Below are 26,551 nucleotides of genomic sequence, written 5' to 3' on the forward strand. Positions count from 1 at the left end.
GGTCAACAACGCATGCTTTCTCTGTACAGTATAGAGATTGCTTCGTACCTCGCAATGACGCTTTTTTTAATATTTAATAATGGACTTACTCCTCTGTCAGAATAGTAAACACAAAATCAAGCGGTTCAAAATGACGGATGAGTTCATCAACAAATGTTTGTCCCCATTTTACATACATCAAACCAAAATTCTCGGTGCGTTCCTGCAGGCTGTCTTTTGGGAAAAGCTCGGCTTTCACTGTCGATAGCTGTTCCAACCTTACATCGTAGTTGCGTTTTTCGGCACGGATCAGTTTCTTTTCGAGGTTATCAACTGCGTGTTTCAAGCGGGCCTGTACAGCAGCGGCTGAGGACGACAGTGTTGGATCGATCTTATAGGAGCGCAGTTTTATCTTTTCAAAAACGGCGGTAAGTTCGCGCCATTCTCCTTCAAGGGAAAGGTTATGGTCGCTGTGTTTTTTTATCCATTCGGTTTGCAGGGCATCTGTTTGCTTAAACAGGGCAGCCACATTCAGATCCATGCGCTCAATTTTGGCGGCTTGTTCTTTACGAACCACTAATGCCGAATTGCGTAAAATCAGGATAGGAAAATCGACTTTATAAAAATCAAAATTTGATTTAAGCTCCAGCCAGTATACTACTTCGGCGCCGCCGCCTATGTAGGCGATGTTGGGCAAAATGCACTCCTGATAAAGCGGGCGCATCACCACATTTGGACTAAAACGCTCCGGCGATGTGGCAATTTCCTGCTTTAGCTCAGCCTCGGTAAAGCGGATCTCGGTATTCATCACCTGGTAGCTGTCCTGCTCAAAAACGATACGTTCGCGCAGCTGGTCTTTCAGGTAGAAAAAGTTGATCTCGCGTGGATTAACCTGTATGTGCACACCCAATTTTTGCAATTGCTCGTTGGTGGCAGTTATATTTTTAAAGCTGTTTTGATTGATGATATCCTGCTCCATGATGGGAGCAAACTGCTGCTTAAACTCGTGATCGTCGGCATCAATGATCACCAGGCCGTACTGACCAAACAGCGCGTTTACCAGGTAGCGGGTAGCATCGGCCAGTTTATCAAAACGGGTATAGGCTGTTTCTACAATTTCGGCCAGCTCCTTGGAATGACCTTCCATGCCCAAAACGCCCTTGTATTGGTTAAGCGCCTGACGCATGGTATCCGGGTTAATGCGCCCGGTAGCGCCCGAAGCTTCATACCACCAGTGTACCTTTTTGCCGCCAATGTTGGTGTAGTTGATCTCGGCAAAGTCATGATCTTCACTGGCCATCCAGTAAACAGGTACAAAGTTTTTATCGGGGTGGGCCGCTTTTAGCTGTTGGGCTAATTTTATCGCGGTAGCAATTTTATAAAGGAAATATAGGGGCCCCGCAAAAATATTAAGCTGGTGACCGGTTGTTATGGTATAGGTACTATCCTCTTTCAGCAGATCGAGGTTGTGTTTTACGATAGAAGGATAAGGCTCGTTATGATTGTATTGCTTTGACAGTACACGGTGCAAAATCTCACGATCGGCAACAACTTTTTTATTTTTCAACAGCTCGGCAAAGCCGGCCATATCCGGGCGGTAACTGTAAAAAGGTTTCAGATCTGCCCGGTTCTCGAGGTAATCAATAACCGTAGGCGAAAAAAATCCGGTGTTTTTATAACTTGTACAGGAGGCTTCCATCTTTGATTTTGGAGTTCGGATGTTCAATTTCGGATTTAAAATTGAAATACGAAACATCAGCAAACAATTTAATGCTGGTGCCGAATTTAGATTTTAAATCTTAAAATCCTTCAATAAAGGAATATCCAGTAGCATTATTTTACAATTTGTCCATAAAGGTCAAAGTCTTCGGCACTGTTAACCTTCACATTTACAAAGCTTCCAACGGTAGCGTAGTCAATGCTGGCATCAATCAATACTTCGTTATCTACCTCGGGCGAATCAAATTCGGTACGACCAACAAAGTAATCACCATCTTTTTTATCGATCAATACTTTAAAGGTATGGCCAACTTTTTCCTGGTTCTTATCAAACGAGATACCCTGTTGAATTTCCATAATGGCATCGGCACGATCCTGTTTTACTTCGGCAGGAACATCATCCACTAAAGAGAAGGCATGCGTTTTTTCTTCGTGCGAGTAGGTGAAACAGCCTAAGCGGTCAAATTTTGTTTCTTCAACCCATTGCATCATTTCTTCAAAATCGCGCTCGGTTTCGCCAGGATAGCCGGTTATTAACGTGGTACGCATCGCAATGCCGGGTACCTTGTCGCGGATCTCGTTGACTACGTCGATTGTTTTTTGTTTGGTAAGTCCGCGGCGCATCGATTTCAGCATATTATCGCTGATGTGCTGCAGTGGCATATCCATGTATTTACAAATATTGTCGCGCTCGTTCATCACATCCAGTATCTCCATCGGGAAACCGGAAGGATAAGCATATTGCAGCCTGATCCATTCTACACCATTCACATCGCTCAAGCGGCGCAATAACTCATCCAGGTTCCGTTTGCCGTATAGATCAAGACCGTAATAGGTAAGGTCCTGGGCTATCAGTATCAATTCCTTAGTGCCATTTTTAACCAGGGCCTGGGCGTCTTTAACCAATTGGTCGATAGGTGTGCTCAGGTGTTTACCACGCATCAGCGGGATAGCGCAGAATGAGCAGGGGCGGTTACAGCCTTCGGCAATTTTAAAATAAGCAAAATGTGATGGAGTGGTTAACAAACGCTCGCCTATCAGTTCGTGTTTATAATCAGCACCAACAGAATGTAACAAGTTTTGCAGATCGTTGGTGCCAAAATAAGCATCAACATTAGTGATCTCGGCTTCCAGTTCGGGTTTGTACCGCTCGCTCAGGCAGCCTGTCACAATTACTTTCCCTACTTTGCCTTGTTCTTTCAGCTCGCTGTATTGCAAAATGGTATCGATAGATTCCTGCTTGGCATTATCAATAAAGCCGCAGGTATTGATCACCACGATATCGTTTTTACCAACCTTATCGGCCTCATGAACTACATCAAACTGATTGCCTTTAAGCTGGCCCATCAATATCTCCGAGTCGTATATGTTTTTGGAGCAGCCCAAAGTAACCACGTTTACACGTTGTTTAACAGGTTTAGCTACTGGCTTTGAAATTTCTTTTGTTTTCATAACACACAAATCATTGCAATAACCATAATGTCATTGCTAGGAACGAAGCAATCGCGAACCATGTATAAAGAATGCAAGGGAAGAGATTGCTTCGTCGTTCCTCCTCGCAATGACATATTTTATATTATTGTTTGAATAAGGAATCGACGAACGCCTGCCTGTCAAACAGCTGTAAGTGTTCTATACCTTCACCCACACCTATATATTTTACCGGGATCTTGAACTGATCTGATATCCCGATCACCACACCGCCTTTTGCTGTACCATCAAGCTTGGTTAAGGCCAGGGCATTAACCGCAGTAGCTTCGGTAAATTGTTTGCATTGCTCTATGGCATTTTGCCCGGTTGAGGCATCCAGCACCAATAATATCTCATGTGGGGCACCTGGAATTACCTTTTGCATCACATTTTTGATCTTGGTCAACTCGTTCATTAAGCCTACTTTATTATGCAAACGACCGGCGGTATCAATAATAGCTACGTCATCGCCATTGGCAACGGCGGATGTCAAGGTATCATATGCCACAGAAGCGGGATCAGAACCCATGGGTTGAGCCACTACTTTAACGCCAACGCGTTCGCCCCAAAGTTTGATCTGGTCGACAGCGGCTGCACGGAAGGTATCGGCAGCGCCTAAAACAACCTGGTTACCCGCTTGCTTTAATTTATGGGCCAGCTTGCCGATGGTTGTTGTCTTACCCACACCGTTTACACCAACCACCATAATTACATAAGGCTTGTGGTTGCCGTACTCCAGGTTGCGGAAATCGTTGCTGTTATTTTCGGCTAGCAGTTGCTGTATCTCATCTTTCAGCAGGGTGTTCAGTTCGCTGGTGCCTACATATTTATCACGGGCCACGCGGGCCTGTATACGTTCAATTATTTTAAGGGTGGTGCTTACACCCACGTCTGATGTTACCAGTACTTCTTCCAGCTCATCCAAAACGTCATCATCAACGGTTGATTTACCGGCAATTACCTTGGTGATCTTTGAAAAAAAGTTATCCTTGGTTTTTTCTAAACTGGTATCAAGCGCCTGCTGCTCCTGCTGCGTATTTTCCTTTTTCTTAAAAAAATCAAATAATCCCATAGTTTTCTTTGATGTGCAGATTTTAGATGTGCAGGTATGCAGATTTCAAATATGCAGATTACGAATGTGCAAATTTCAGATTTCAGATGTGCAGATTAAAATTATCGAATTAATTTCTCATCATTTGCACATCTGCACATTTGAAATCTGCACATCAACAAAAAAAGCCCTCTCGTAAAAACAAGACGGCTTCTATATTTTGATCGGCAGTTATTACAGTGTTTTACCTGCAATTGCATCCTTAACAAAATCGTTAGGGACAATTTGTGTTTTAAATGAATAAGCACCAGTTTTTGGTGATTTATTCATGGTGATCACTTTTGAATATTCTTTGCCTTTACCTGCTACTTTCAGTGTTGCAACTACTTTCTTTGCCATGTTGTTTAATTATTGAGTTAGTGAATTATTGAATTGCTGATTTCAGTTTAAAACTTAATCAACCATCAATTGAATCAACTAATTATTTAATCTCTTTGTGAACGGTTACTTTACGTAAAACCGGGTTGAATTTTTTCAATTCTAACCTTTCAGTTGTATTTTTTTTGTTTTTAGTGGTAATATAGCGAGACATGCCTGGCATACCGCTTGTTTTGTGTTCAGTACACTCTAAAATTACCTGAACCCTGTTGCCTTTTTTTGCCATTTTCTTTTTATGTTGTACGTGTCACCTCACGGCTTACGCAATTTTTCAAATTATATTCTGCACGCTTTCCATTTCACGCATAGCGTAAAACCTCAAACGTACGCCCTACTAAATGTATCCTTTTTTTACAAATTTATTGATACAAGCAGTTATACCATTTTTAGTGATGGTTTTAACAGCTGATGTAGATACCTTTAAGGTAATCCATTTATCTTCTTCAGGGATATAAAACTTTTTAAGTTTTAAGTTAGGATGAAACCTGCGTTTTGTTTTAACGTTTGAGTTAGAAACGTTATTACCTACAATAGATCCTTTTCCTGTTAGATCACAAATTCTTGACATGACAAATATTTTTAATTATCAACCCTTTATTCAAAAAGAGTTTGCAAATATCAGACTTTTAAATCAAATATTCAAGGGTGTTTTTAAAATATTTCAAATTCTTTTTAAAAGCGGTCATTCGCTTTGATGTCAGATCGTTACCAACTATGAAATTACTTCTTAAATTTTTTTAATAAGTGGCATTTTTTAATTTACACTTAACACATAAATTACTAATTTACGCCCTCCATTAAACCATTATGAAGATTACATCATTTGACGAGTATAAGCAGGTTTATCAGCAAAGTGTTGAGCAGCCTGAGCAGTTCTGGGCCGGTATTGCCGATAATTTTTACTGGCACAAGAAGTGGGATAAGGTGCTGGACTGGAACTTTAAAGAACCAAACGTAAAATGGTTCCAGGGTGCTAAACTCAACATTACCGAAAACTGCCTTGACCGCCACCTGGAAACCCTGGGCGATAAACCCGCTATTATATGGGAACCAAATGATCCGCAGGAAGATCATCGTATATTAACTTATCGCCAGCTGCACGATAAGGTTTGCCAGTTTGCCAATGTGCTAAAAAACAATGGCGCAAAAAAAGGCGACCGTATTTGTATTTATATGCCGATGGTGCCCGAGCTGGCCATCGCCGTTTTAGCTTGCGCCCGTATCGGCGCTATTCACTCTGTGGTATTTGGTGGCTTTTCGGCCCAATCTATAGCCGACAGGATCAATGATGCCGAATGTAATATTGTGATAACCGCCGATGGTGGTTTCCGTGGTAATAAAGATATCCCCTTAAAAAATGTGATAGATGATGCCCTGGTACAGTGCAAATCGGTTAAAAAAGTAATCGTATTAACCCGCAGTCGTACACCCGTGTCGATGATCAAAGGCCGCGACGTTTGGTGGGAAGATGAGGTGAAAAAAGTAGAAACCCAGGGTAACCCGCAATGCCCGGTTGAAATAATGGATGCCGAGGATATGTTGTTTATCCTGTATACTTCGGGCTCAACCGGTAAACCTAAGGGTGTAGTACATACCTGCGGTGGTTATATGGTGTATGCCGGTTATACTTTTGCCAATGTGTTCCAGTATAATCAAGGTGAGGTATATTTTTGTACTGCCGATATCGGCTGGATCACCGGGCACTCTTATATCGCTTATGGTCCGCTATCGCAAGGCGCTACCACATTAATGTTCGAGGGGGTACCTACCTACCCGGATGCCGGTAGGTTCTGGGAAATAGTTGATAAGTATAAAGTAAACATATTATATACCGCGCCAACAGCCATCCGCTCGTTGATGAGCTTTGGCGAAGAGCCGTTGAAAGGTAAAGATCTGAGCTCATTAACCAAACTGGGATCGGTAGGTGAGCCGATCAATGAAGAAGCCTGGCATTGGTTTGATGAAAAGATTGGTCATGGTAACTGTCCTATAGCTGATACCTGGTGGCAAACCGAAACAGGTGGTTTAATGATATCGCCTATCTGTAATGTAACGCCAACCAAACCGGGTTATGCTACTTTACCGCTGCCTGGCATACAACCTGTTTTAGTTGACGAGAATGGTAAAGAGATAGAAGGTAACGGCGTAAGCGGTAACCTGTGTATCAAATTCCCATGGCCTGGCATGTTGCGCACTACTTATGGCGATCATGAGCGTTGCCGCACCACTTATTTTGCTACTTACGAAAACCTGTATTTTACCGGCGACGGCTGTCTGCGCGATGATGATGGTTACTACCGTATAACCGGTCGTGTGGATGACGTATTGAACGTATCCGGTCACCGTATTGGTACTGCCGAGGTGGAGAATGCCATCAACATGCACAGCAGTGTGGTGGAATCGGCAGTGGTGGGTTATCCGCATGATATTAAAGGACAGGGAGTTTATGCCTTTGTGGTGTGCCCAGATCAGCATGGTGACGAAGAACTTAACCGCAAGGATATCATCATGACCGTAGCGCGTATCATCGGCGCCATTGCCAAACCCGATAAGATCCAGTTTGTAACCGGGCTGCCTAAAACCCGCTCAGGCAAGATCATGCGCCGTATTTTGCGCAAGATAGCCGAAGGCGATACTTCTAATTTAGGCGATACCTCTACCTTGCTTGATCCGGCTGTGGTTGATGAGATAAAAGCAGGAGCATTGTAGGTTAAGAAGCAAGAAATAAGAATCAGGAATCAAGAAAAAACAAATGCAAATGATAAGAAGATGGGAAATAAGGAAGATAAGTTCCCAATCCTTTTTTCTTATCGTTTGCATTTTTATCCTTCTATCTGTAGCTGGTTTAGCATTTACAGCAAAACCTTCCGGGAAATACCGGCTCGATTTTTTTACCAAACATAACCAGTTTTATCTTTGCGATTCGGCTTATAAAAGTAATACGGGCTCCGATACTTTCTGGACACCGGAAGCTTACCGCGACAGATTAGGAGTTGATTACGATATCCTGGGTATCGGGATAGAAAGCTACGGCCATGTAAAAGCCGATCTGGAAATATTGGATAGCGCCGATCCTCAAACGAATTTTAGCCAGTATGATCATGTGGTTGAAGCCGGCATCACCATTCAATCGGGTTTGTTGCAGGTGCTTAATTTCCCGGATTATAAATCGTACCTCAAACTCATCATCAAACCTGGCAAATATCGCGTAAGGGTTTATTCGTCTGGTTTAAACAATGTGGATCCCGAGGCCGACGAAGGGCAGGATCATTATAAAATAACGATGTGGCCTGATAGTCGTATGGAACGCAAAGTATTAAAGCAGTTTGTGAAAAAGTAACTACAACAAACAGCTCCAGTAAACCCAGGCTATAAACAAAAGCTGCAAGGGTATCCGAAATCGTAAATACGCTGGCCCGGGGCCATCAAACGTGGCTTTTTCCATATTGAGATGTTTTATGGCGGCATTGATATTAGCCGGGGTAAGCACAATAAAAAACAGGATAAGGCACCAGGCCGTCAATGTACGGGTAGCCGGAATAAGCAAACCTGCAGCTGCTGCTATTTCTATAACACCGGTAATATATACTACTTGTTTTTTATAGGGGATAAATGAAGGTAACATCATGGTCATACCCTGCGTAAATTTAAAATGCCCGAGAGCGGTAAAGGCCATCATCACCGCCATAGCTATCTGGGCGGATAGTTTTATATTAAAATCACCGGATAATTTAGTAATTACGAGGCCTATGCCAAAGGTGCCGAGCAATATGATCAATACTTTCATGTGCGTGTTTTATTTGATACAAATGTGGAGATACCCCGGGCAACAAACAATGAACCTAAGTTAAGTAATGCGCCTGCGGATCCTGCTTAATCCCTGTGGTGTAACGCCGATGTAGGAGGCAATATATTTTAAGGGGATCTGCCTGATGAGCTGCGGTTGCTCGATAAATAAATTCCGGTAACGTTGTTCGGCACTGTCATTTAATAAGGATAGCTCGCGTTTGGATTTGCTCAGGAAGATGGCTTCGCTGGCATGGCGACCTATGGTTTGGCCAACTTCCGTCTCCCTGTAAATATCCTGCAGATCATCATAAGTTAATCGCCATAACGTGGTATCAGTCAATGTCTGGATCTGATAGTGCGATGGCTGCCGGGTTAAAAAGGAGTCATAAGCGCTGATAAAGCTATCGGCAAAAGCAAAGGTAAAGGTTACATCATTCTCGTCTTTAGGGATATAATAACGCACCATACCCGTTTCCATAAACGACAGATAATTTTCTGTTTGTCCTGTTTTTAAAAGCACCGCTTTCTTCGGAAATGCATGCCTGGTCAATTTCGACGAAAACAGCTGCCAATCCCTGTCGCTCAGGGGAACAATACGCTCCAGGTATTCCCGTATTTTTTCCATAAAGGTGAAGATAGGCAGTATGGCCAATATTTTATCGTTTTAATCATGGTCCAGACAAATATGTCATTGCGAGCGTAGCGTGGCAATCGCGAACTTTACAGATCCTCTGTACAGTATGCGATTGCTTCGTCGTTCCTCCTCGCAATGACATGAGGGAGACAGGTCATGCTCCGTCGAAGCATGGTGGGCAGGCCTCTGCGCTCTACCCTTCGACGGCGCTCAGGGTGACACCCCGTCCCCTCAGGGTCTCTCGAAGAGGACCCTGAGGCTAAGTCAGGCATCCACAGGCTCCATAATACTTTTCATGTTCCGGGCTATCTCTATATCCGGGCTCCTGTATTTATACTCCGGAATGCTGGCCAGTGAGGAGTCATGTACTTGTTCACCCAGACCATAAAACTGCTGAAAACTCATGATGAGTGGTCGCCATTTGTCGGGGTCAACACGGTTAGGGTCGTCATTCATGATGATGGATTCTTCCAGGTAAACCTGTACAATTTTTAACTCCATAGTTACGATGCGGCCGCGTTGCTGGTCGTTGTCTTCGCCAATGGGGTGGATCTCGGCTACATGGGCTTCCATTTGTACCGGGCATTCCATGGCTCGTGGTGCGGCCACTTTTTGCGATGGTACGGGTGTTAGTCCCGCAACGCCAAACTTATCGGGCTCATAATAATAACCACGACCTTGTTTGGCCTCTGGTACCGGGTTCATGCCGGTTTTTAGGGCCAGGTTATTCACCGCCTGTACCTCATTTACCGATGGTAGGTTTAAAACGCACTGCCCGGTACGCCTCAGGTTTTGCACCGTTTTGGAGGTGGTAGCCATACCGATGATACAACGCCAGCCCAGCCAGAAAACCGATGATATGGGCGCTAAATTATATGATCCATCCTCGTTCAGGGTACTGATGAGTACTACCGGGGTGCCGAAGTACAGGATGGCGGGTTCGCTTATTTTATGCATGATGATATCGTTTTGATAATTGTTGAATATGCTTATTTGCTTATTCAAAATTGCCAAATGATATGCCCCTATGAAACCCGGAACTTGCGGTGTTTGGTCAGCTTTGCGTCATCCTGATTTATAAAATTTGGTGAAAATCTGAAAGGGAAATGACATGTTGTAAAGGAAAACTCAGTTATTTATAGAATATGTCATTGCGAGCGCAGCGTGGCAACCTCATCCTAAGTAGAGGCGCGTGAGGAGATTGCTTCGTCGTACCTCCTCGCAATGACATAAAGGAGGGGTGTCATGGTGAGCCCGTCGAACCATGGTGGGTAGGCCTCTGCGCGTGTTCTTCGACAAGCTCAGACTGACAGGCCTTTTTCGTTATCCATGATGGGCCTGCTTGCTGTCTTGAGGCGCCTCTTTCCTGTCAAACATGCCGTAATCACGCACCACATGCGCTATGCGTAAATGATAATCTTTAAACACATAGTCGCGGCCTTTGGCCTGGGCGTCCCGGTGCAGCTCCACATTACGCCATTGCTTAACAGCTTCCTCATCGCGCCAAAAGGATAAGGATAATATTTTATCCGGATCGGTCAGGCTTTGAAACCGTTCTATCGAAATAAAACCATCAATAGTTACCAGCGTTGGTTTCAGATCGGCGGCTATGTCCAGGTATTCCTGCTTTTTACCCTCCGCGGGCATCACTTCAAAAATTACGGCTACCATTTTATTTGTTTTTGATGATATAACAGATCAAAGGTAGGGTAATTTGGGGAGGGATATTTCGGGTTGGGATGAAGTGTTCAATAGCCGACTCACCCGGTCATCGCTTCGCTTGACCACCCTCTCTCCGCCTGCGGCGGAAAGAGGGGTTTTTGAAGGATATCAAAAAGTAACGTCATTGCGAGGTACGAAGCAATCTCTATGCTATACAGAGTGGCTCTACAAATCGGGGATTATTAATATTGTGTTGGTTTTTGTTGGTATTAATGAGCTCCCTCCGGTCGGTTGTCTTCGTACCTCGCAATGACGTGTGGGTAAGTAACCCTCTTTGCGGCGAAGCCGAAGAGAGGGCCGTCCAGCGCAGACGGGGTGAGTCTTCGCCGCCAGGACAAATTTCCCTGTTTTAGCACGATAACTTAGTGTATCAATTTTGCCCATATTTCCCCTATTTGTTAAAAAGTGTTAAAATGGTCCATTTTTGAACGTTTTACATCAAAAAGCGATCTTTTTGATCGCTTAAATTGTTAAAATATGTCAAGTTTACTTAGTGTACGAAAATTTTGCACATAACTTAAAGTAATCTAAACACCATCCCATCCATTTCCTCACTCAGGTGGATCTGGCAGGCCAGGCGGCTGTCCGGACCGGCATTGGGCAGGGTGTCGAGCATGTCGAGCTCATTATCAGTAGGGGTAAAATATTGTTCGGGACCTTCCACTACCTGTACATGGCAGGTGGCGCACAGGGCCATGCCACCACAGGTAGCCAGTATCTCGTATTCCGACGCTTTGAGCACTTCCATCAAACTCAGGTTGATGCCCTCTGGAATCTCGACCGGGGCGCGATGACCTTCACGGTCTTCAATTATTAAGTTGATCATGGCTAAAACTCGGTTACGCCGTAAACGGTGGTGTATTTGAAACTTAGTTTTTGTTCGGGGTAAACGTATTTAAAGGCGCTTTGAGCCATCAATGCCGCCTCATGGAAGCCGCAAAGTATCAGCTTTAATTTACCGGGATAGGTATTGATATCGCCAATGGCATAAATCCGTTCTACGCTGGTGCTGTAATCGCGGGTGTTCACCACGATGGCCGAAAAATCGATGTTGAGACCCCAGTTGGCAATTGGTCCCAATTTAGGGCTGAGGCCAAACAGCGGGATCAGGTGATCAGCAGCAATATGGCTTACTTCGTTATTACGATCCAATAAAGTAACCTCCTGCAGATGCCCTTCGCCGGTTAAAGCTACTACGTTTGATTTCAGGATCAGGCCGATCTTGCCTTGTTTGGCCAGTTCAAAAACTTTTTCGGCAGCATCCGGTGTACCGCGGAAAGTATCGCCCCGGTGCACCAGCGTAACCCGTTCGGCCACATCGGCCAAAAATATGGCCCAGTCCAACGCCGAATCACCACCACCGGCAATCACCACTTTGCGACCACGCAAGGCTTCGGGATTTTTAACCATATAGGCCACGCCCTTGCCTTCAAATTCCAACAGGCGGTCAATTTCCGGTTTGCGGGGCTCAAAACAGCCCAGGCCACCAGCTATTACTACCACCTGGCAATGTACGGTAGTGCCGTCGTTGGTTTTTATAAAGTAAGAGCCATCGTCGTTTTTAGTTAATGTTTCAACCCGTTCGCCCAAACTAAAAGTAGGGTGGAAGGGCGCTCCCTGCTCAATAAGCCTGTCAACCAGCTGCTGGGCGGTAATATCCGGGTAACCGGGAATATCGTAAATAGGTTTGTGAGGATATATTTCAGAAAGCTGACCGCCAACCTGCGGCAGCACGTCAATTAAATGGCAGCGCATTTTGAGTAAACCCGCTTCAAAAACAGCAAATAAACCAACAGGGCCCGCGCCTATAATGCAAATATCGGTATTGATGTGTTCCATAAAAGTGCTTTTTATTAAGCACTCAAATGTGGTAATAGGTCATTCAGAAATCAAATGATATTTAGTAATGCGCAATTACTTCAGGTTATAGTTAGCGAGGCAAAAACGCTTAAAAAGATCGATCAGTTTGCTGTTTTTGCCATGCAGCTGGATGAACTGAAAAGTGCGGAAAATTTCCATTCCTTTTATTTCAATAATGCTCAACTCATTGTATTTCAGCTCACTTAATACCGATTGGATAGATAGGAAGGTAGCGGTATCTGAGTATAACAGGTATTGCTTGATAGCGATGCTGCTTTCCAGCTGTATCTCGATGTTCAGGTCCTTGGGGTTGATCTGTACATTGGCCAGGGCATTAAAGATCACGTCGAGCGTGCCCGAACCAGCTTCGCGCAGCACCAGTGGTATATCCAGTAATTGTTTGGGACTGATCTCCTGCTTTTTGGATAACTTATTGTTGGCCCGGGTCACCAGAACGATCTCGTCCTTGGCAAAAGGGGAGTAGGCCAGCTGGGGCGAATGGGCGGCACCTTCTACAATAGCCACATCAATTTTTTCGTCGAGGATCAGCTGCGAAATATAGTCGGTATTACCCTGTATAAAGTTGAAGGTAACATCGGGATATGTTTTTTTGAACAGCGCCAATATCTTGGGTAAAATAGTTTGGGCCACGGTAGTGCTGGCGCCAATGTGCAGCGTACCGGCCTCCATATTGTTGAGCTGGGCCAGTTCGGTTTCGAGTTCGGTATAAGTTTGGAAGATCTTTTCGGCGTATTGAACCAGTACTTTACCCGCTACGGTAAGCGCTATATTGTTGCCATTGCGCTTAAACAGCTGTATGTTCAACTGCTGCTCCAGCTCTTTAATATGTTTGGTAACCGCCGGTTGGGTAATGTACAGCTCATGGGCAGCTTTGGTAAAACTGAGCCTTTGTGCAACTGTATAAAAAACCTTTAACCTGAAATCAAAAATCATTGGGTTAAAATTAGTGGTTTTATGGCAGAAAACAGGATGGAACTATTGCTCCCGCGAACATTTCATAAGGTTGGCAAAAGGAGCCGAAGTAAAGGCAATTACAGCCAGACAACATACCGAGATAATTCTTGTACTGAGGTAGATGAATGTTTCCATACCTATGAGATTTATTTTGGGGGGAAATGTTACAGGGGAAAATAAGATTGGCGATTGCGTTTATTTTATTGTAGCAAAGTAAATATTAGGTTTAATTTCTACAAAATCCATATTAACTATTTCTAAGTCAGGAGAGCCTTCTATGTCGTAAACTCTGTATAATTTATATTTACTTTTATTGTTCTTATAATATTCATATTCATTTACAGATATAAAAAATTTATTTGAATCAGGGTCGTTCTTCAATCTCGTTGTTGTTTTAACCTCAATAAAAATTTCATTTCCAATATTCTCACAAGACAAAATATCATAACCATAGTCCATAGATTTAAGAGCAACGTGCTCTGGATAGCGTCGATCAGTGATATTATTATTAATTAATCTGTTTTTTTCATGCTCGAGCGCGTGTAATTCTCCTTTAGTTCCAATTAGTGTTCTTCTCTCAGCTTGCTTTGCTCTTTGTTCTGGGGTAAGAGGCTTGTATGGTTTTTTCTTTTGGATGTGATTGTCTCCTTCCTGTAAAGGAATCGGGTTCATTAAACTGATAATTAAAGAGACAAATAAATCAATCACACTTAATTCTATGAGGCCGTCGGCTGATGGATAAATACTATATGTAATCTCAGAGTTTTCAGGATTAGTTTTTATTTTTTCTAGCCATTGGGCTGGAGATAGCCTAGAATTGTTATTAAAGGCTTTATAGCCATAATCAAACAAATTATTATAAATGGACCCTAGTTGGGTGTCATTAGAAATTTCAGATGAAAGGGTGTTGGAAATATTTAATAGCTGATTGTAATACTTTGATCTTAACTCAGTAGGTAAGTCTCTAGCCGAAACTCTTCCAAAATAGAAACCAACATCAAGACAAGAGCTCTTTGGATTTATTACAAAACTAATTTGAGCTGCATATTGTTTATTAGTATTACCCTTGTAAATTCCAGACCAAGGCCTTCTTAATTTACTTTGCATATTTAATTGATTCCCACTAGATATAGCGATATTAAATGGTCCATAATAATCATTGTATTTATCGTGAAAATGTTGTGCAATATCCTTTAATTTCTTTTTAACTAAATTGTATCTTTCTTTTTCTTGTAATGTGGCTGCAGTTTCTAAAGATTTATTCAAATAGATTCTATTATCTAAATCTGCTACAAACTCCAAATCTTTTTTCGTGATGATTAGGCTCATTTTATATTGCTAGAATTGTTAAAAGAAGTAATTATAAGAAGATTAACTGATGTTAAATATACTTATGAAATGGTAATTAATTGAGCTATTGTAAAGCCTCCTCCCAAAATTCCTTAATTTCCCCTCCAAATCATCACCCTATGCAAGACAACCTGCAGCAAAGCTTCGGCAATATTGATATCTATTTGTTTGATCAGTTATTGAAAGGGCGCTTTGACCATTGCGAAACCGTACTGGATGCCGGTTGCGGCGGCGGACGCAACCTGGTATATTTTATGCAGAATGGCTTTGATGTGTATGGCATCGATCAAAGTGTAGAAGCCGTGGAGGCGGTAAGGCAGCTCTCGGCAAAACTTTCATCCACACATGCGCTCAACAAATTCCGGGTATCGGGAGTGGAGGATATGCCCTGGGCCGGTGATTTTTTCGACCTGGTGATCTGCAGCGCCGTATTACATTTTGCCAAAAACGAACAGCATTTTGATCGCATGGTGCGCTCCCTGTGGCGGGTGCTGAAACCCGGCGGTTATCTGTTTGCGCGCCTGGCATCGGATATTGGTATCGAAGAACTGGTAGTAAGCAGAGGTAATGGTCGCTACCTGCTGCCCGATGGTTCTGAGCGTTTTTTGGTGAACGAGCAAACGCTGCTCCGCTACACCGCCGAATTAGGCGGCTCCCTTTATGAACCTATCAAAACCACCAATGTGCAAAACCTGCGTTGCATGACCACCTGGTGTGTGCAAAAGCAGTAAAGTTTAATTCAAACTAATAACAAATAGTTATTTATACCGATTACTAAGCTTAATGCAGGTACATTTATCATTATGCATCACGAACATCATTTACAAAGCTCAGACACCATCAGGGATATTGTTATTGGCATGTCTGATGGCTTAACGGTACCTTTTGCGCTGGCCGCGGGTTTAAGCGGGGCGGTAAATTCATCGGGTATTGTAATCACAGCCGGCATAGCCGAAATTGTGGCGGGTTCCATCGCTATGGGCCTGGGTGGCTTTTTAGCCGGTCGCACCGAAGTTGATCATTATGCCTCTGAACTGAAACGGGAGTATGAGGAGGTTGAAAAAGTGCCCGAGCAGGAAAAAGCGGAAGTAAAAGAAGTATTCGCGGCTTTCGGTCTGTCCGAAAAACTACAGAATGAGGTTGCCGAAGAAATGGCCAAAGACAAAGATAAATGGGTTGATTTTATGATGCGCTATGAACTGGGACTGGAAGAGCCCAAAGCCAATCGTGCTACACAAAGCGCCATCACCATAGGTTTATCTTATATTGTTGGAGGCATTATCCCGCTCTCTCCCTATTTTTTTATCGCCGATTCTACCCAGGCTTTGTATTACTCCTGTGGTATTACCATGATCTGCCTGTTTGTTTTCGGCTATTTCAAAAGCAAGGTAACCGGGCAGCCCGCCATCAAGGGGGCGCTGAAAGTATTACTAATCGGTGCACTGGCCGCGGCAGCCGCATTTGGCATGGCTAAACTGATCAACGGGGCGCATTAAAACTTAATAAACTTATCTATTTGCTCGTCGGTAAACTTTAAAGTATCGGCATTTAAAAGGTTACCTTCTTTATCCATTTCTTTATTGATGGAGGAGATGTGGATTTTTAAGGACATGATGTTAAGGTGCATGTAATGGCAAACCCCGGTAAAATGATCAATACCCCTGATATTGCCATATTTGCCCGATGACAAGCCAACCAGCGCGGCTTTTTTATCATAAAAGCTGGCCGGAAAATCGCAGGCATCCATCAATACTTTCAGTACACCCGGGAAACTGCCATTGTATTCGGGAATAATAAATATGAATTTATCGGTGCGACTGATCAGGTCTTGTATAGGCCCGAACTCCGGGCTGCGTTTCCCGTAAAGATCAGTTTGTATTACGTTTGCGGGCAGATCGGCCAATGAAAATATACCCGCCTCAAGGCCTTTCTCACTCAATTTTTGCTGATAATATTTAGCAAGTTTAAGCGTATGGCTCCCGGGGCGGTTAGTTGATGATATAATAGTGATCATTTACTTTATTTAGTGAATTATTGAATTAGTGATTTAGTGAATTATTTTAATCGTTGAATTGATGATTTTTTAATTAATAATAAATTTGATGCCTTTGGTGTTAATAATCAGTACTTACGGCACTCACTAACTCGCTAAATCACTAATTCACTAATTGAAATTTGTTTGTAAATTGCCAAAACCTGTGGATTTCGGAATAGTTTTAAATCCGTATCTTTAGCACCGGACAAAAACTTTTACGAAAGTAGAAATTTCCGGTTCTATTTTTCGTTGTTATAAATCATTGTAATATAAATTTTGTAAGGATATAGAATGAGTAAAATAATTGCTTTAGCCAACCAGAAAGGTGGCGTAGGAAAAACTACATCATCTATAAATCTGGCCGCAAGTTTGGCCGTATTAGATTTTAAAACCTTGTTGGTTGATGCGGATCCGCAGGCTAATTCAACATCGGGTATCGGTTTCGATCCCCGTAACATCAAGAATAGTATTTACGAGTGCATCATTAACCAGGTTGACCCACATGAGGCTATCCAGAAAACGGATACCCCTAATCTCGACCTGCTGCCGGCTCATATCGACCTGGTAGGTGCCGAGATAGAGATGATCAATCTGAGCGGACGCGAGTATAAAATGAAACAGGTATTTGAAGCCATACAAAACGAGTATGACTTTATTATTATCGACTGCTCGCCATCATTAGGTTTGATCACTATTAACGCCTTAACCGCTGCCAACTCGGTAATCATCCCCGTACAGTGCGAGTATTTCGCCTTGGAGGGTTTGGGTAAATTGCTTAACACCATCAAAATTGTACAGTCGCGCCTGAACCCGCAGCTGGAAATTGAAGGTATATTGCTCACCATGTATGATGTGCGTTTACGTCTGAGTAATCAGGTGGTTGATGAGGTAAAAACGCATTTTGAGGATATGGTTTTTGATACCATCATTCAGCGTAACACCCGTTTAAGCGAGGCGCCAAGCTTTGGTGTATCGGTAATTATGCACGATGCTACCTGTAAAGGCGCCATCAATTATTTAAACCTGGCCCGCGAAATTATTGAAAAGAACGGCCTGACCAAGAACGAGACGAAAGCCGCAACAGCAACCGTGTAACCAATGAGTAGTGAAAGAAGAAATGCCCTGGGCAAAGGATTAAGTGCGCTGTTGAATGATTCTGTAAACGTACAACCTTATAATAAAACTAAGGACAAAGATAAAGAAGCCTCCACATCAGCTGTGGAGGTTAACAGCCTGGGCTCGGTAAATGAGATACAGCTGGCTGAAATTGAGGTAAACCCTTTTCAGCCCCGTACCGATTTTGACGAACAGGCACTGGCCGAACTGGCCGACTCCATCAAATTACAGGGCCTAATACAACCCATTACGGTAAGGCGCATCAACGCGCATAAATACCAACTCATATCGGGCGAGCGCCGTTTCCGTGCTTCAAAAATAGCCGGCTTAACGCAGATCCCCGCCTATGTGCGTACGGCCAACGACCAGCAAATGCTGGAAATGGCCCTGATCGAGAACATTCAGCGCGAAAACCTGAATGCCATTGAAGTGGCCCTCAGCTTTCAGCGGATGATCGAGGAGTGTAACCTGAAACAGGAAGAACTGGGCGACAGGGTGAGTAAAAATCGCTCAACCGTAACCAATTACTTACGTCTGTTAAAGTTGCCTCCAAGCATACAGGCATCCATCCGCGATGGTGGGCTTACTATGGGCCATGCCAAGGCTTTGATCACTATTGACGATCCCGCCAAACAATTATATTTACATCAACATATCATTCAGCAAGGTTTATCCGTTCGTAAAGCTGAAGAACTGGCTCGTGAAATGCAGAAGTCGCCGGCAAAGAAGGAAGGTAAACAACCCGAACCGGTATCATACCAGCTGCAAAAAATACAGGACGATCTGGCTTCAAAGTTTAGTACAAGGGTAAAACTCAAGGTAGGCAACAAAGGAAGCGGTGTTATTGAAATACCTTTTCTTTCAGAAGATGATCTGGGCCGGATCCTCGAGATGCTGGATTGGTGATTTAGTATCAAGTAGTTAGTATCAAGTATCAAGATTTTTAAAAGCTATTATTGTCGCTTTTTTGAAGCGGTCTTGATACTTGATACTAACTACTTGATACGTATAAATATTAATTAAAAGATGTATAAATTCCTGCTTGTTATTGGTTTGGTTTCGGTATTTGCCTTAACGGCGAAAGCACAGGGGCTTGGACCGGATACCGCGAAGTCTGGTAAAAGCGATACTTTAAAAAAAGCATCGAATACAGCCCCCGGCTCCTTTGCGCCACCCATCAGAAAAGAAAAAGCCTATCACCCCGATAGCTTGCATAGTCCGCACAAAGCTGTCATGCACTCCTTAATGGTGCCGGGATGGGGCCAGCTATACAATCATCGCTGGTGGAAAGTGCCTATCGTTTATGGCGGTATAGGGCTTTTGGTTTCGGCGGTTATATTTAACCAAAAATATTATAACCAGGATCTGGCGATATACAATTACCGAAAGCAGGGTATAGCCCCCACGCCCGGTCAAAAGTATTATGCCGAATACCAGCTATATGCTCAATATAATGTACCCGATGCCAGCATCATCAGCGAGCTTGATGGCTACAGACGTAACCGCGATTTGAGCATCCTGGGTATTTTAGCTTTCTGGGGTATCCAAACCATTGATGCCTATATCGATGCTAAATTCATACATTCCTATACGGTTGATAATAACCTGGGCATGAATATGAAAGTTACCCCTGGTTTAATGAACCAGCCACTTTTTGCACAAAGTGCTAATCCTTCTTATATTCCGTCGATAAAAATTACCTTTACGTTTTAGGATAGTATCGAATTTTAGTATCAGGTAGTTAGTATCAAGTATCAAGATTTTTAAAATCTAACTATGCCAGATACAGGGGTCTTGATACTAGCTACTTGATACCAATATAAAAATTATGAAAATTGCATTACTGGGTTATGGAAAAATGGGCAAGATCATCGAGAAGATCGCCATTAGCCGCAAACATGAAATTGTATTAACGATAGATCACGACACCCTGGATGATCTGACGGTTGAAAACTTACAAAAAGCCGATGTGGCTATTGAATTTACCATGCCGGCATCAGTATTAGGTAACATTAAGCAATGCTTTAGCGCGGGCGTACCCATTGTAGTTGGTACAACCGGCTGGTACGATCAGATCCCCGAAATAAAACAGCTTTGTCAGGAAAACAACAGCACCTTGTTGTACGGCTCAAACTTTAGCGTCGGCGTAAATATATTTTTTCATGTTAACCGACTGTTGGCCAAGGTGATGAATAACTATCCTTATTATGATGTGCAGGTAGAAGAAATTCATCATACCCAAAAGCTCGACTCGCCCAGTGGTACAGCCATCACCATAGCCGAAGGTATCCTGGAAAACCTGGAGACCAAATCTGAATGGGTTAACGTTTTAACTACCGATGATAAGAGTGACGACGACGCGGTTTCCAATAACCAGTTGCTCATCGAGTCTTTACGTATCGACAGCGTTCCGGGTACGCATACCGTTATTTACGACTCCGAAGTAGATACCATCGAATTTAAACATACCGCCCATAACCGTAACGGTTTTGCCCTGGGCGCGGTTCTGGCTGCCGAGTGGCTGCACAATAAAAAAGGTTTCTATTCTGTTGATGCTATGTTTGATTTTAAATAGCACCGCTATTTTTAAATGGATATAGCAACTTATACCGCCTTTTGCTTAACTGCCGGGCCGATAATGATTTTAATTACTATCGGCTTATGGAAACTATTTGAAAAAGCCGGTCGTCCGGGTTGGGAATCGCTCATTCCGGTTTACAGTATCTATATCATGCTCAAACTTAGTGGCAGGCCCTGGTGGCTATTGTTGCTGTTGCTTATACCCGGCATCAACATTATTGTTGGTGTAGGCATAGCGGTTGATTTTATCAAATCATACGGCAAATTTAAAATAAGCCAGAACGCGGCGGTTACCCTTGTACCTTTTATTTGTTTGCCCAAATGGGGTTTTGATAAAAGTACACGCTACCTGGGTCCATCGGCAAGTGTCGATTTTCATGAAGAACACTACAAGGATCTTCATAAATCCACCACCCGCGAATGGGCCGAAGCGGTTATCTTCGCGGTAGTTGCCGCCACGCTTATCCGTTCGCTTTTTATCGAAGCCTATACCATCCCCACGCCATCCATGGAAAGCTCCCTGCTCGTGGGCGATTTTTTGTTTGTGAGCAAAATAAATTATGGTGCGCGCCTGCCCATGACACCAGTTGCCTTCCCCTTTGCACACCATACCATGCCGCTTACCGGTGGCAAGGCTTATTGGGACGGCATCAAGCTACCGTATTTCCGCTTGCCCGGTTTTGGCGATATAAAAAAGGGCGATGTGGTGGTATTTAACTACCCCATGGATGCCGATTCGCCCTATTACCGCCCGGTTGATAAACGCGAAAACTATATAAAACGCTGCCAGGGAACCCCCGGCGATACCCTGAGCCTGCTTAACGCGCAAGTGTATGTAAATGGCAAAGCCGCAATTACACCACCCCGTGGCGAAATGGAATACATGGTACGTAACAATGGCAGTAGCTTTAACCGGCAGCTGGCTTACGATCTGCACCTGTCAGATATTCAGCAGTTTACCAATCAGGATTTTATGATGAACATGACCGCGCGAGCGGCCACATTGTTAAAGCAACAATCCGATATCAGGTCGGTTAGGCCAAACATCCGGTTCAGAGGGGTGTATGATCCCGAGATATTTCCGCATGACCCTAAATTCAGGTGGAATGTAGACAATTTTGGTCCCATCATTATCCCCAAAAAAGGCTGGACGGTAAAGCTCGACAGCCTTACACTGCCCATCTATCGCCGGGCCATTGAAGTTTATGAACAGAATAAACTGCAGGTAAATGGTGGTAATATCAGTATCAATGGTAAACCGGCCAGCACGTATACCTTTAAGCTCAACTATTACTGGATGATGGGCGATAACCGCCATAACTCAGAAGATTCGCGCTTTTGGGGCTTTGTTCCCGAAGATCATATTGTTGGCAAGGCCCTGTTTGTATGGATGAGCTGGGACGCCACATCGCCGTCGCTTAACAAGATCAGGTGGAGCAGGGTAATGAGGATCATAAAATAGATGTGCAAATGTGCAGATTTCAGATGTGCAGATGATAAAATAGATATGCTGATTCAAATGTGCAAATGCTTGGTAACATATAGCTTACATAGTAGTCATAGGGAATAAAAAATAAATACATACTTTTAAAAAAATCTGCACGTTTGCACATCTATCATTTGCACATCTGCATATTTGAAATCTGCACATTTGAAATATGAATTGGAAATTCTGGAAAAAAGATAAAAGCAAGCCTAAAAAGAAAAAGAGCGCCCTGCGTGAATGGGGTGACGCTATAATTTTCGCGGTGATTGCGGCCACGTTGATACGTACCCTTTTTATTGAGGCTTATGTTATCCCCAGCGGATCGATGGAAAGCTCCCTGCTCATCGGCGATTATTTATTTGTAAGCAAGGTTAATTATGGCGCCCGCATGCCTATAACGCCGGTAGCCATACCTTTTATGCATCACACCATACCTTATACAACCAATACTAAAGCTTACTGGGATGGTATCCAGTTGCCGTATTACCGCCTGCCGGGTTTCAGCGATATTAAAAAAGGCGATATTGTGGTTTTTAATAAACCTACCGAAGCCGATCCGCCATATAATCGTCCTGTTGATAAACGCGAAAATCTGATCAAGCGCTGTCAGGCTACTCCCGGTGATACTTTAAGTTTGGTAAATGCACAGGTGTATATTAATGGCAAACCTGAGACTACGCCCATACACGGCGGAATGACATATGTGGTACGTACAGATGGCAGCCAGATAAACCCCCAGCTAATTGATGAACTTCATTTAACGGATATAGCTTATTTTAATGATAATAGCGGTTTCAAAACCAATACTACAGTGGCTTCTGCCAATAAATTAAAAGCTTATTCAAATATTAAATCGGTTACTCCTGATATTATACTAAAAAACATGGTTGATGAACATGGCCCTGTTTTTCCGGCAGACTATCCTCAATATAAAATAACATCCAATTTTCCTGCTTTTAAGTGGAACCTTGATAACTACGGACCCATCATTATCCCTAAAAAAGGCTGGACAGTAAAGCTGGATAGTTTAACCTTCCCGGTTTATGGCAGGGCTATTGAAATTTATGAGCATAATAAAGTAAAAGTTGTGGGCCGGGATATTTATATAAACGATAAAAAAGCCGATACTTACACTTTTAAACTCAACTACTACTGGATGATGGGCGATAACCGCCATAACTCCGAAGATTCGCGTTATTGGGGATTTTTACCCGAAGATCACGTAGTAGGCAAGGCCTTATTTACCTGGATGAGTGTTGACAGTACCGCATCATTTGTAAATAAGATACGCTGGAGCAGGTTGTTTAGAGGGATACATTAATTAGTACTTAAAAAAATAGAATAGTGAACGTTGTAGAATTTGTAATTGCATTTATAATACTGATCATATTGCCTTATATAGGCTTATGGAAATTGTTTGAAAAGGGCGGCAGGCCCGGCTGGGAAGCTGTTATTCCTTTCTATAACTTTTACGCCATGATCAAATTAAGCGGCCGTCCATTATGGTGGATGGTGCTGTTATTTATACCCGGCGTGAATTTTTTGGTGGCGATAGGCATCATGGTAGATTTTTTAAAATCATATGGTAAGTTTTCTTTACGAGAGCATTTTGCCGGTATAGCGTTGGAATTTATATATCTGCCCAAATGGGGTTTTGACAAGGATACCAAATATCTGGGACCCTCTGCCAGTCCGGAGTTTAAGGAAAAATACAAGTTAGCTTTAAAAAAGAGCTCAGCCCGCGAATGGGCCGATGCTATTATTTTTGCGGTGATAGCCGCCACGCTGATCCGTACCTTGTTTATTGAAGCCTACGTGATCCCCAGCGCATCTATGGAAAGCTCGCTGTTAATTGGCGATTACCTGTTTGTAAGCAAAGTGAATTATGGCGCCCGCCTGCCCATGACACCCGTCGCTTTCCCCTTTGCGCATCATACCATGCCGCTCATCAATACCAAAGCGTATTGGGATGGCATCGAACTGCCTTATTACCGCTTACCCGGCTTGAGCGATGTGAAAAAAGGGGATGTAGTGGTATTTAACTATCCGATGGATGCCGACTCGCCATTGTACCGCCCGGTTGATAAGCGCGAAAACTACATTAAACGCTGCCAGGGCACTCCCGGCGATACGCTGAGCGTAGTAAACGCACAGGTGGTGATTAACGGCAAACCCGCCATTACACCGCCGCATGGTGAAATGAATTACGTGGTAAAATCAGACGGCAGCGAAATTAATCCGCAGCTGATTAATGAGCTTCACCTGGAAGATATTGCACCCGGGGCGGATAATACCTTTACCACCAATACAACCCTGGCATCGGCCAATACTTTAAAGGGGTATTCGAACATTAAATCGGTTACACCCAATATATCACCTGCCGGGCTGCCGGATCAGTTGAATGGCGATGTTTACCCGGTAAAATTCCCGAATTATAAGATCACACCTAACTTCCCGAATTTTAAATGGAACGTAGATAATTACGGTCCGATCATCGTACCTAAAAAAGGCTGGACAGTAAAACTGGATAGTTTAACCTTCCCGGTTTATGGTCGCGCTATTGAGATATATGAGGGTAACAAAGTACAGGTGGTAGGCAAGGATATCCTGATCAACGGGAAAAAAGCCGATACCTACACCTTTAAACTGAACTATTACTTTATGATGGGCGATAACCGCCATAACTCCGAAGATTCACGTTTCTGGGGATTTGTACCCGAAGACCATATTGTGGGCAAGGCCCTGTTCATCTGGATGAGTATCGACGATAACGCCAGCTTCCTGAGCAAGATCAGGTGGAGCAGGTTGTTTAACATTATCCACTAAGTCCCCTAAGCTCCTGAGTAGGGAATAAGAGATTTGCATAGCCTGCCTGGTTTACCGGGTGGGCTTTTTTGTGGATATATATTACTAAACAAGCGTCATTGCGAGGTACGAAGCAATCTCTATGCTGTACAGGGCGGCTCTGCCAGTCGGGGATTGCCACACTACGTTCGCAATGACGCGTTTAGTCTTATACTAGAAAAGATAAGTCATCCTGAACTTGTTTCAGGATCTCACAGGACAAGTCGGTTATCATGTTGTACACCTTGCCAATGGGATGCCGAAACAAGTTCGGCATGACTGGATTTTATAGATTAACAGAAAAGAAAAGTCATCCTGAATTTGTTTCAAGATCCTACAGGACGCGTTAGTCATCATGTAGTGCACATGTGTAGTGCCGGAATAAATTATAAACCCTGCAATGGTTCCACGCCAAAACGTTCGGCCAAAATATGGAGGTCGGCTACAACGGCATCAACCAGGGGTATACCATGGGTACCACGATGGTGTTCGGCCTTCAGTTCGGGCTCACCGGGGATAATGACCTTCCGGGTTGGGTCGACAGTTGCGGAGGTCTTAAAGCGCATTATCCAGTTATCCAGGTGGCTCTTAAATTCATCAACCGGGCGGAAACCATCTACCCGCATAGCGCCCACAAAATGACCGATACCTTGCCCCACCGGGTTAGCCGGGGGATCCAGAAAAGCCACAAAAGGAGGCACCCAGGGCCCATAATTGGCACCGGATAGCACCGCCGACAAAATATCCACCGTAGCGCTCAGTCCAAAGCCTTTATGACTGCCGTGGTCACGGTCGCCACCCAGTGGTAACAACGCCCCGCCGGTTTTAAGGGCATGCGGATCGGTAGTATAGTTGCCGCCTTTGTCCTGAATCCAGCCTTCTGGCACTTGTTTACCTAATCGCTGGGCTATTTCCAGCTTGCCATTGGCCGCTGCTGAGGTAGCCAGATCGACCACGACAGGTGGGTAATGACCAGCCGGGAAGGCATAGCACATAGGATTGGTACCCAACAGCCGCTCGCTCGAAAAAGTAGGCGCCACCAGCGGGCTGGCATTGGTCATGGCAAAACCGATCATGTCTTTTTCTACTGCCATCAGCGCGTGATAGCCCGCAATACCAAAATGGTTGGAATTGCGTACCGATACCCAGCCCGAGCCATATAATTCGGCCTTTTTGATGGCCACTTGCATAGCAAAGGGAGCAACCACCAAGCCAAGACCTGCATCGCCGTCAACGGTGGCCGTAGTGGGCGTTTCGTGTACTATGTGGATATTGGGTGTGGCATTGATGCGATTCTTCTCCCAAAGGCGCACATAGCCGCTCAAACGGGCTACCCCATGCGAGTCAATCCCCCGCAGATCAGAACGCAGTAAAACATCAGCAGCAAGGGTTGCATGCTCAACACTGCAGCCAATAGCCTTGAAAATATTTTCAGTAAAAACGCGGAGTATGGAGGGGCTTACGAGCATGGGATGAGTATTAAATAACAAAAAATGCGTCATT

27 protein-coding genes are annotated in these 26,551 nt (G+C 43.8%); 11 read left to right on the forward strand and 16 right to left on the reverse strand.

Going from position 1 to position 26,551, the window contains the following annotated elements:
* Positions 1-85: 85 nt before the first annotated feature.
* From bshC to rpmB, 6 genes are all read right to left on the reverse strand, one after another.
* Positions 86-1,678, reverse strand: a complete 1,593-nt coding sequence (bshC, locus tag AC57BQ_RS26635) for a bacillithiol biosynthesis cysteine-adding enzyme BshC (protein ID WP_496409131.1) — start codon at positions 1,676-1,678, stop codon at positions 86-88.
* A 134-nt stretch (positions 1,679-1,812) separates the two neighbouring features.
* The gene (gene rimO, locus AC57BQ_RS26640) at positions 1,813-3,150 is read right to left on the reverse strand and encodes a 30S ribosomal protein S12 methylthiotransferase RimO (protein WP_496409132.1); all 1,338 of its coding nucleotides are present in this window, start codon (positions 3,148-3,150) and stop codon (positions 1,813-1,815) included.
* Positions 3,151-3,274: 124 nt separating this feature from the next.
* The gene (ftsY, locus tag AC57BQ_RS26645) at positions 3,275-4,240 is read right to left on the reverse strand and encodes a signal recognition particle-docking protein FtsY (RefSeq protein WP_496409133.1); all 966 of its coding nucleotides are present in this window, start codon (positions 4,238-4,240) and stop codon (positions 3,275-3,277) included.
* Positions 4,241-4,453: 213 nt separating this feature from the next.
* The gene (locus AC57BQ_RS26650) at positions 4,454-4,618 is read right to left on the reverse strand and encodes a DUF4295 domain-containing protein (protein WP_076376000.1); all 165 of its coding nucleotides are present in this window, start codon (positions 4,616-4,618) and stop codon (positions 4,454-4,456) included.
* Between the two features lie 82 nt (positions 4,619-4,700).
* Positions 4,701-4,883, reverse strand: coding sequence for a 50S ribosomal protein L33 (gene rpmG, locus AC57BQ_RS26655; protein ID WP_022830075.1), 183 nt, complete (start codon positions 4,881-4,883; stop codon positions 4,701-4,703).
* Positions 4,884-4,991: 108 nt separating this feature from the next.
* Positions 4,992-5,225: a 50S ribosomal protein L28 gene (gene rpmB / locus AC57BQ_RS26660; protein WP_090473485.1), complete on the reverse strand. Its 234-nt coding sequence runs from the start codon at positions 5,223-5,225 to the stop codon at positions 4,992-4,994.
* A 239-nt stretch (positions 5,226-5,464) separates the two neighbouring features.
* On the opposite strand from rpmB, the gene acs reads away from it, so the two are divergent.
* Together acs and AC57BQ_RS26670 are read left to right on the forward strand one after the other, a co-directional pair.
* On the forward strand, positions 5,465-7,366 hold the full coding sequence (acs, locus tag AC57BQ_RS26665) for an acetate--CoA ligase (protein WP_496409134.1): 1,902 nt from the start codon (positions 5,465-5,467) through the stop codon (positions 7,364-7,366).
* Between the two features lie 49 nt (positions 7,367-7,415).
* Positions 7,416-7,997: a hypothetical protein gene (locus AC57BQ_RS26670; RefSeq protein ID WP_496409135.1), complete on the forward strand. Its 582-nt coding sequence runs from the start codon at positions 7,416-7,418 to the stop codon at positions 7,995-7,997.
* Here the strand turns inward: AC57BQ_RS26670 and AC57BQ_RS26675 are convergent, their stop codons facing one another.
* The 8 genes from AC57BQ_RS26675 to AC57BQ_RS26710 all read right to left on the reverse strand — a co-directional run bounded on the left by AC57BQ_RS26675 (position 7,998) and on the right by AC57BQ_RS26710 (position 14,966).
* Positions 7,998-8,444 carry a DoxX family protein gene (locus AC57BQ_RS26675; protein ID WP_496409136.1) on the reverse strand — a complete coding sequence of 149 codons (447 nt, stop codon included), beginning with the start codon at positions 8,442-8,444 and terminating at the stop codon, positions 7,998-8,000.
* A 60-nt stretch (positions 8,445-8,504) separates the two neighbouring features.
* The gene (locus AC57BQ_RS26680; RefSeq protein ID WP_496409137.1) at positions 8,505-9,071 is read right to left on the reverse strand and encodes a Crp/Fnr family transcriptional regulator; all 567 of its coding nucleotides are present in this window, start codon (positions 9,069-9,071) and stop codon (positions 8,505-8,507) included.
* A gap of 273 nt (positions 9,072-9,344) precedes the next feature.
* Positions 9,345-10,037 (reverse strand): flavin reductase family protein, encoded by a 693-nt coding sequence (locus AC57BQ_RS26685; protein WP_496409138.1) that lies wholly within the window; start codon positions 10,035-10,037, stop codon positions 9,345-9,347.
* Positions 10,038-10,403: 366 nt separating this feature from the next.
* Positions 10,404-10,751, reverse strand: a complete 348-nt coding sequence (locus tag AC57BQ_RS26690; protein ID WP_496409139.1) for an antibiotic biosynthesis monooxygenase family protein — start codon at positions 10,749-10,751, stop codon at positions 10,404-10,406.
* A gap of 568 nt (positions 10,752-11,319) precedes the next feature.
* Complete coding sequence (locus AC57BQ_RS26695; RefSeq protein ID WP_076376012.1) at positions 11,320-11,628, reverse strand: 2Fe-2S iron-sulfur cluster-binding protein; 309 nt, start codon at positions 11,626-11,628, stop codon at positions 11,320-11,322.
* Between the two features lie 2 nt (positions 11,629-11,630).
* Positions 11,631-12,641: an NAD(P)/FAD-dependent oxidoreductase gene (locus tag AC57BQ_RS26700; protein WP_496409140.1), complete on the reverse strand. Its 1,011-nt coding sequence runs from the start codon at positions 12,639-12,641 to the stop codon at positions 11,631-11,633.
* 75 nt (positions 12,642-12,716) lie between these two features.
* Positions 12,717-13,616, reverse strand: coding sequence for a LysR substrate-binding domain-containing protein (locus AC57BQ_RS26705; protein WP_496409141.1), 900 nt, complete (start codon positions 13,614-13,616; stop codon positions 12,717-12,719).
* Positions 13,617-13,832: 216 nt separating this feature from the next.
* Positions 13,833-14,966 carry a protein NO VEIN domain-containing protein gene (locus AC57BQ_RS26710; RefSeq protein ID WP_496409142.1) on the reverse strand — a complete coding sequence of 378 codons (1,134 nt, stop codon included), beginning with the start codon at positions 14,964-14,966 and terminating at the stop codon, positions 13,833-13,835.
* Between the two features lie 140 nt (positions 14,967-15,106).
* Between AC57BQ_RS26710 and AC57BQ_RS26715 the strand changes: the two genes are divergently transcribed.
* Positions 15,107-15,718, forward strand: a complete 612-nt coding sequence (locus AC57BQ_RS26715) for a class I SAM-dependent methyltransferase (RefSeq protein ID WP_496409143.1) — start codon at positions 15,107-15,109, stop codon at positions 15,716-15,718.
* A gap of 72 nt (positions 15,719-15,790) precedes the next feature.
* Positions 15,791-16,483 (forward strand): VIT1/CCC1 transporter family protein, encoded by a 693-nt coding sequence (locus AC57BQ_RS26720; protein ID WP_496409144.1) that lies wholly within the window; start codon positions 15,791-15,793, stop codon positions 16,481-16,483.
* Here the strand turns inward: AC57BQ_RS26720 and AC57BQ_RS26725 are convergent.
* Entirely contained in the window at positions 16,480-17,001 is a 522-nt protein-coding gene (locus tag AC57BQ_RS26725; RefSeq protein ID WP_496409145.1) for an NADPH-dependent FMN reductase, read from the reverse strand. The two genes, AC57BQ_RS26720 and AC57BQ_RS26725, sit on opposite strands and share 4 nt — an antisense overlap.
* Positions 17,002-17,313: 312 nt before the next feature.
* Here AC57BQ_RS26725 and AC57BQ_RS26730 point away from each other — a divergent pair, with 312 nt between their 5' ends.
* The 7 genes from AC57BQ_RS26730 to lepB (AC57BQ_RS26760) all read left to right on the forward strand — a co-directional run bounded on the left by AC57BQ_RS26730 (position 17,314) and on the right by lepB (AC57BQ_RS26760) (position 25,030).
* Positions 17,314-18,117 (forward strand): ParA family protein, encoded by an 804-nt coding sequence (locus AC57BQ_RS26730; protein ID WP_496409146.1) that lies wholly within the window; start codon positions 17,314-17,316, stop codon positions 18,115-18,117.
* 3 nt (positions 18,118-18,120) lie between these two features.
* Positions 18,121-19,044, forward strand: a complete 924-nt coding sequence (locus AC57BQ_RS26735) for a ParB/RepB/Spo0J family partition protein (protein ID WP_496409147.1) — start codon at positions 18,121-18,123, stop codon at positions 19,042-19,044.
* A 120-nt stretch (positions 19,045-19,164) separates the two neighbouring features.
* A complete protein-coding gene (locus AC57BQ_RS26740) occupies positions 19,165-19,851 on the forward strand; it encodes a DUF5683 domain-containing protein (protein WP_496409148.1) in 687 nt (228 codons plus the stop codon).
* A 115-nt stretch (positions 19,852-19,966) separates the two neighbouring features.
* Positions 19,967-20,713, forward strand: a complete 747-nt coding sequence (dapB, locus tag AC57BQ_RS26745) for a 4-hydroxy-tetrahydrodipicolinate reductase (RefSeq protein ID WP_090471101.1) — start codon at positions 19,967-19,969, stop codon at positions 20,711-20,713.
* Between the two features lie 15 nt (positions 20,714-20,728).
* Positions 20,729-22,180, forward strand: a complete 1,452-nt coding sequence (gene lepB, locus AC57BQ_RS26750) for a signal peptidase I (RefSeq protein ID WP_496409149.1) — start codon at positions 20,729-20,731, stop codon at positions 22,178-22,180.
* Positions 22,181-22,376: 196 nt separating this feature from the next.
* Positions 22,377-23,525, forward strand: coding sequence for a signal peptidase I (gene lepB, locus AC57BQ_RS26755; RefSeq protein ID WP_496409150.1), 1,149 nt, complete (start codon positions 22,377-22,379; stop codon positions 23,523-23,525).
* A gap of 23 nt (positions 23,526-23,548) precedes the next feature.
* Positions 23,549-25,030, forward strand: a complete 1,482-nt coding sequence (lepB, locus tag AC57BQ_RS26760) for a signal peptidase I (RefSeq protein ID WP_496409151.1) — start codon at positions 23,549-23,551, stop codon at positions 25,028-25,030.
* A gap of 404 nt (positions 25,031-25,434) precedes the next feature.
* Here lepB (AC57BQ_RS26760) and AC57BQ_RS26765 read toward each other — a convergent pair whose 3' ends face one another.
* Positions 25,435-26,517 (reverse strand): Ldh family oxidoreductase, encoded by a 1,083-nt coding sequence (locus AC57BQ_RS26765; protein WP_496409152.1) that lies wholly within the window; start codon positions 26,515-26,517, stop codon positions 25,435-25,437.
* Between the last annotated feature and the right edge of the window lie 34 nt (positions 26,518-26,551).

Source organism: Mucilaginibacter sp. BGA-UO-ETr-C110 (assembly GCF_059567985.1).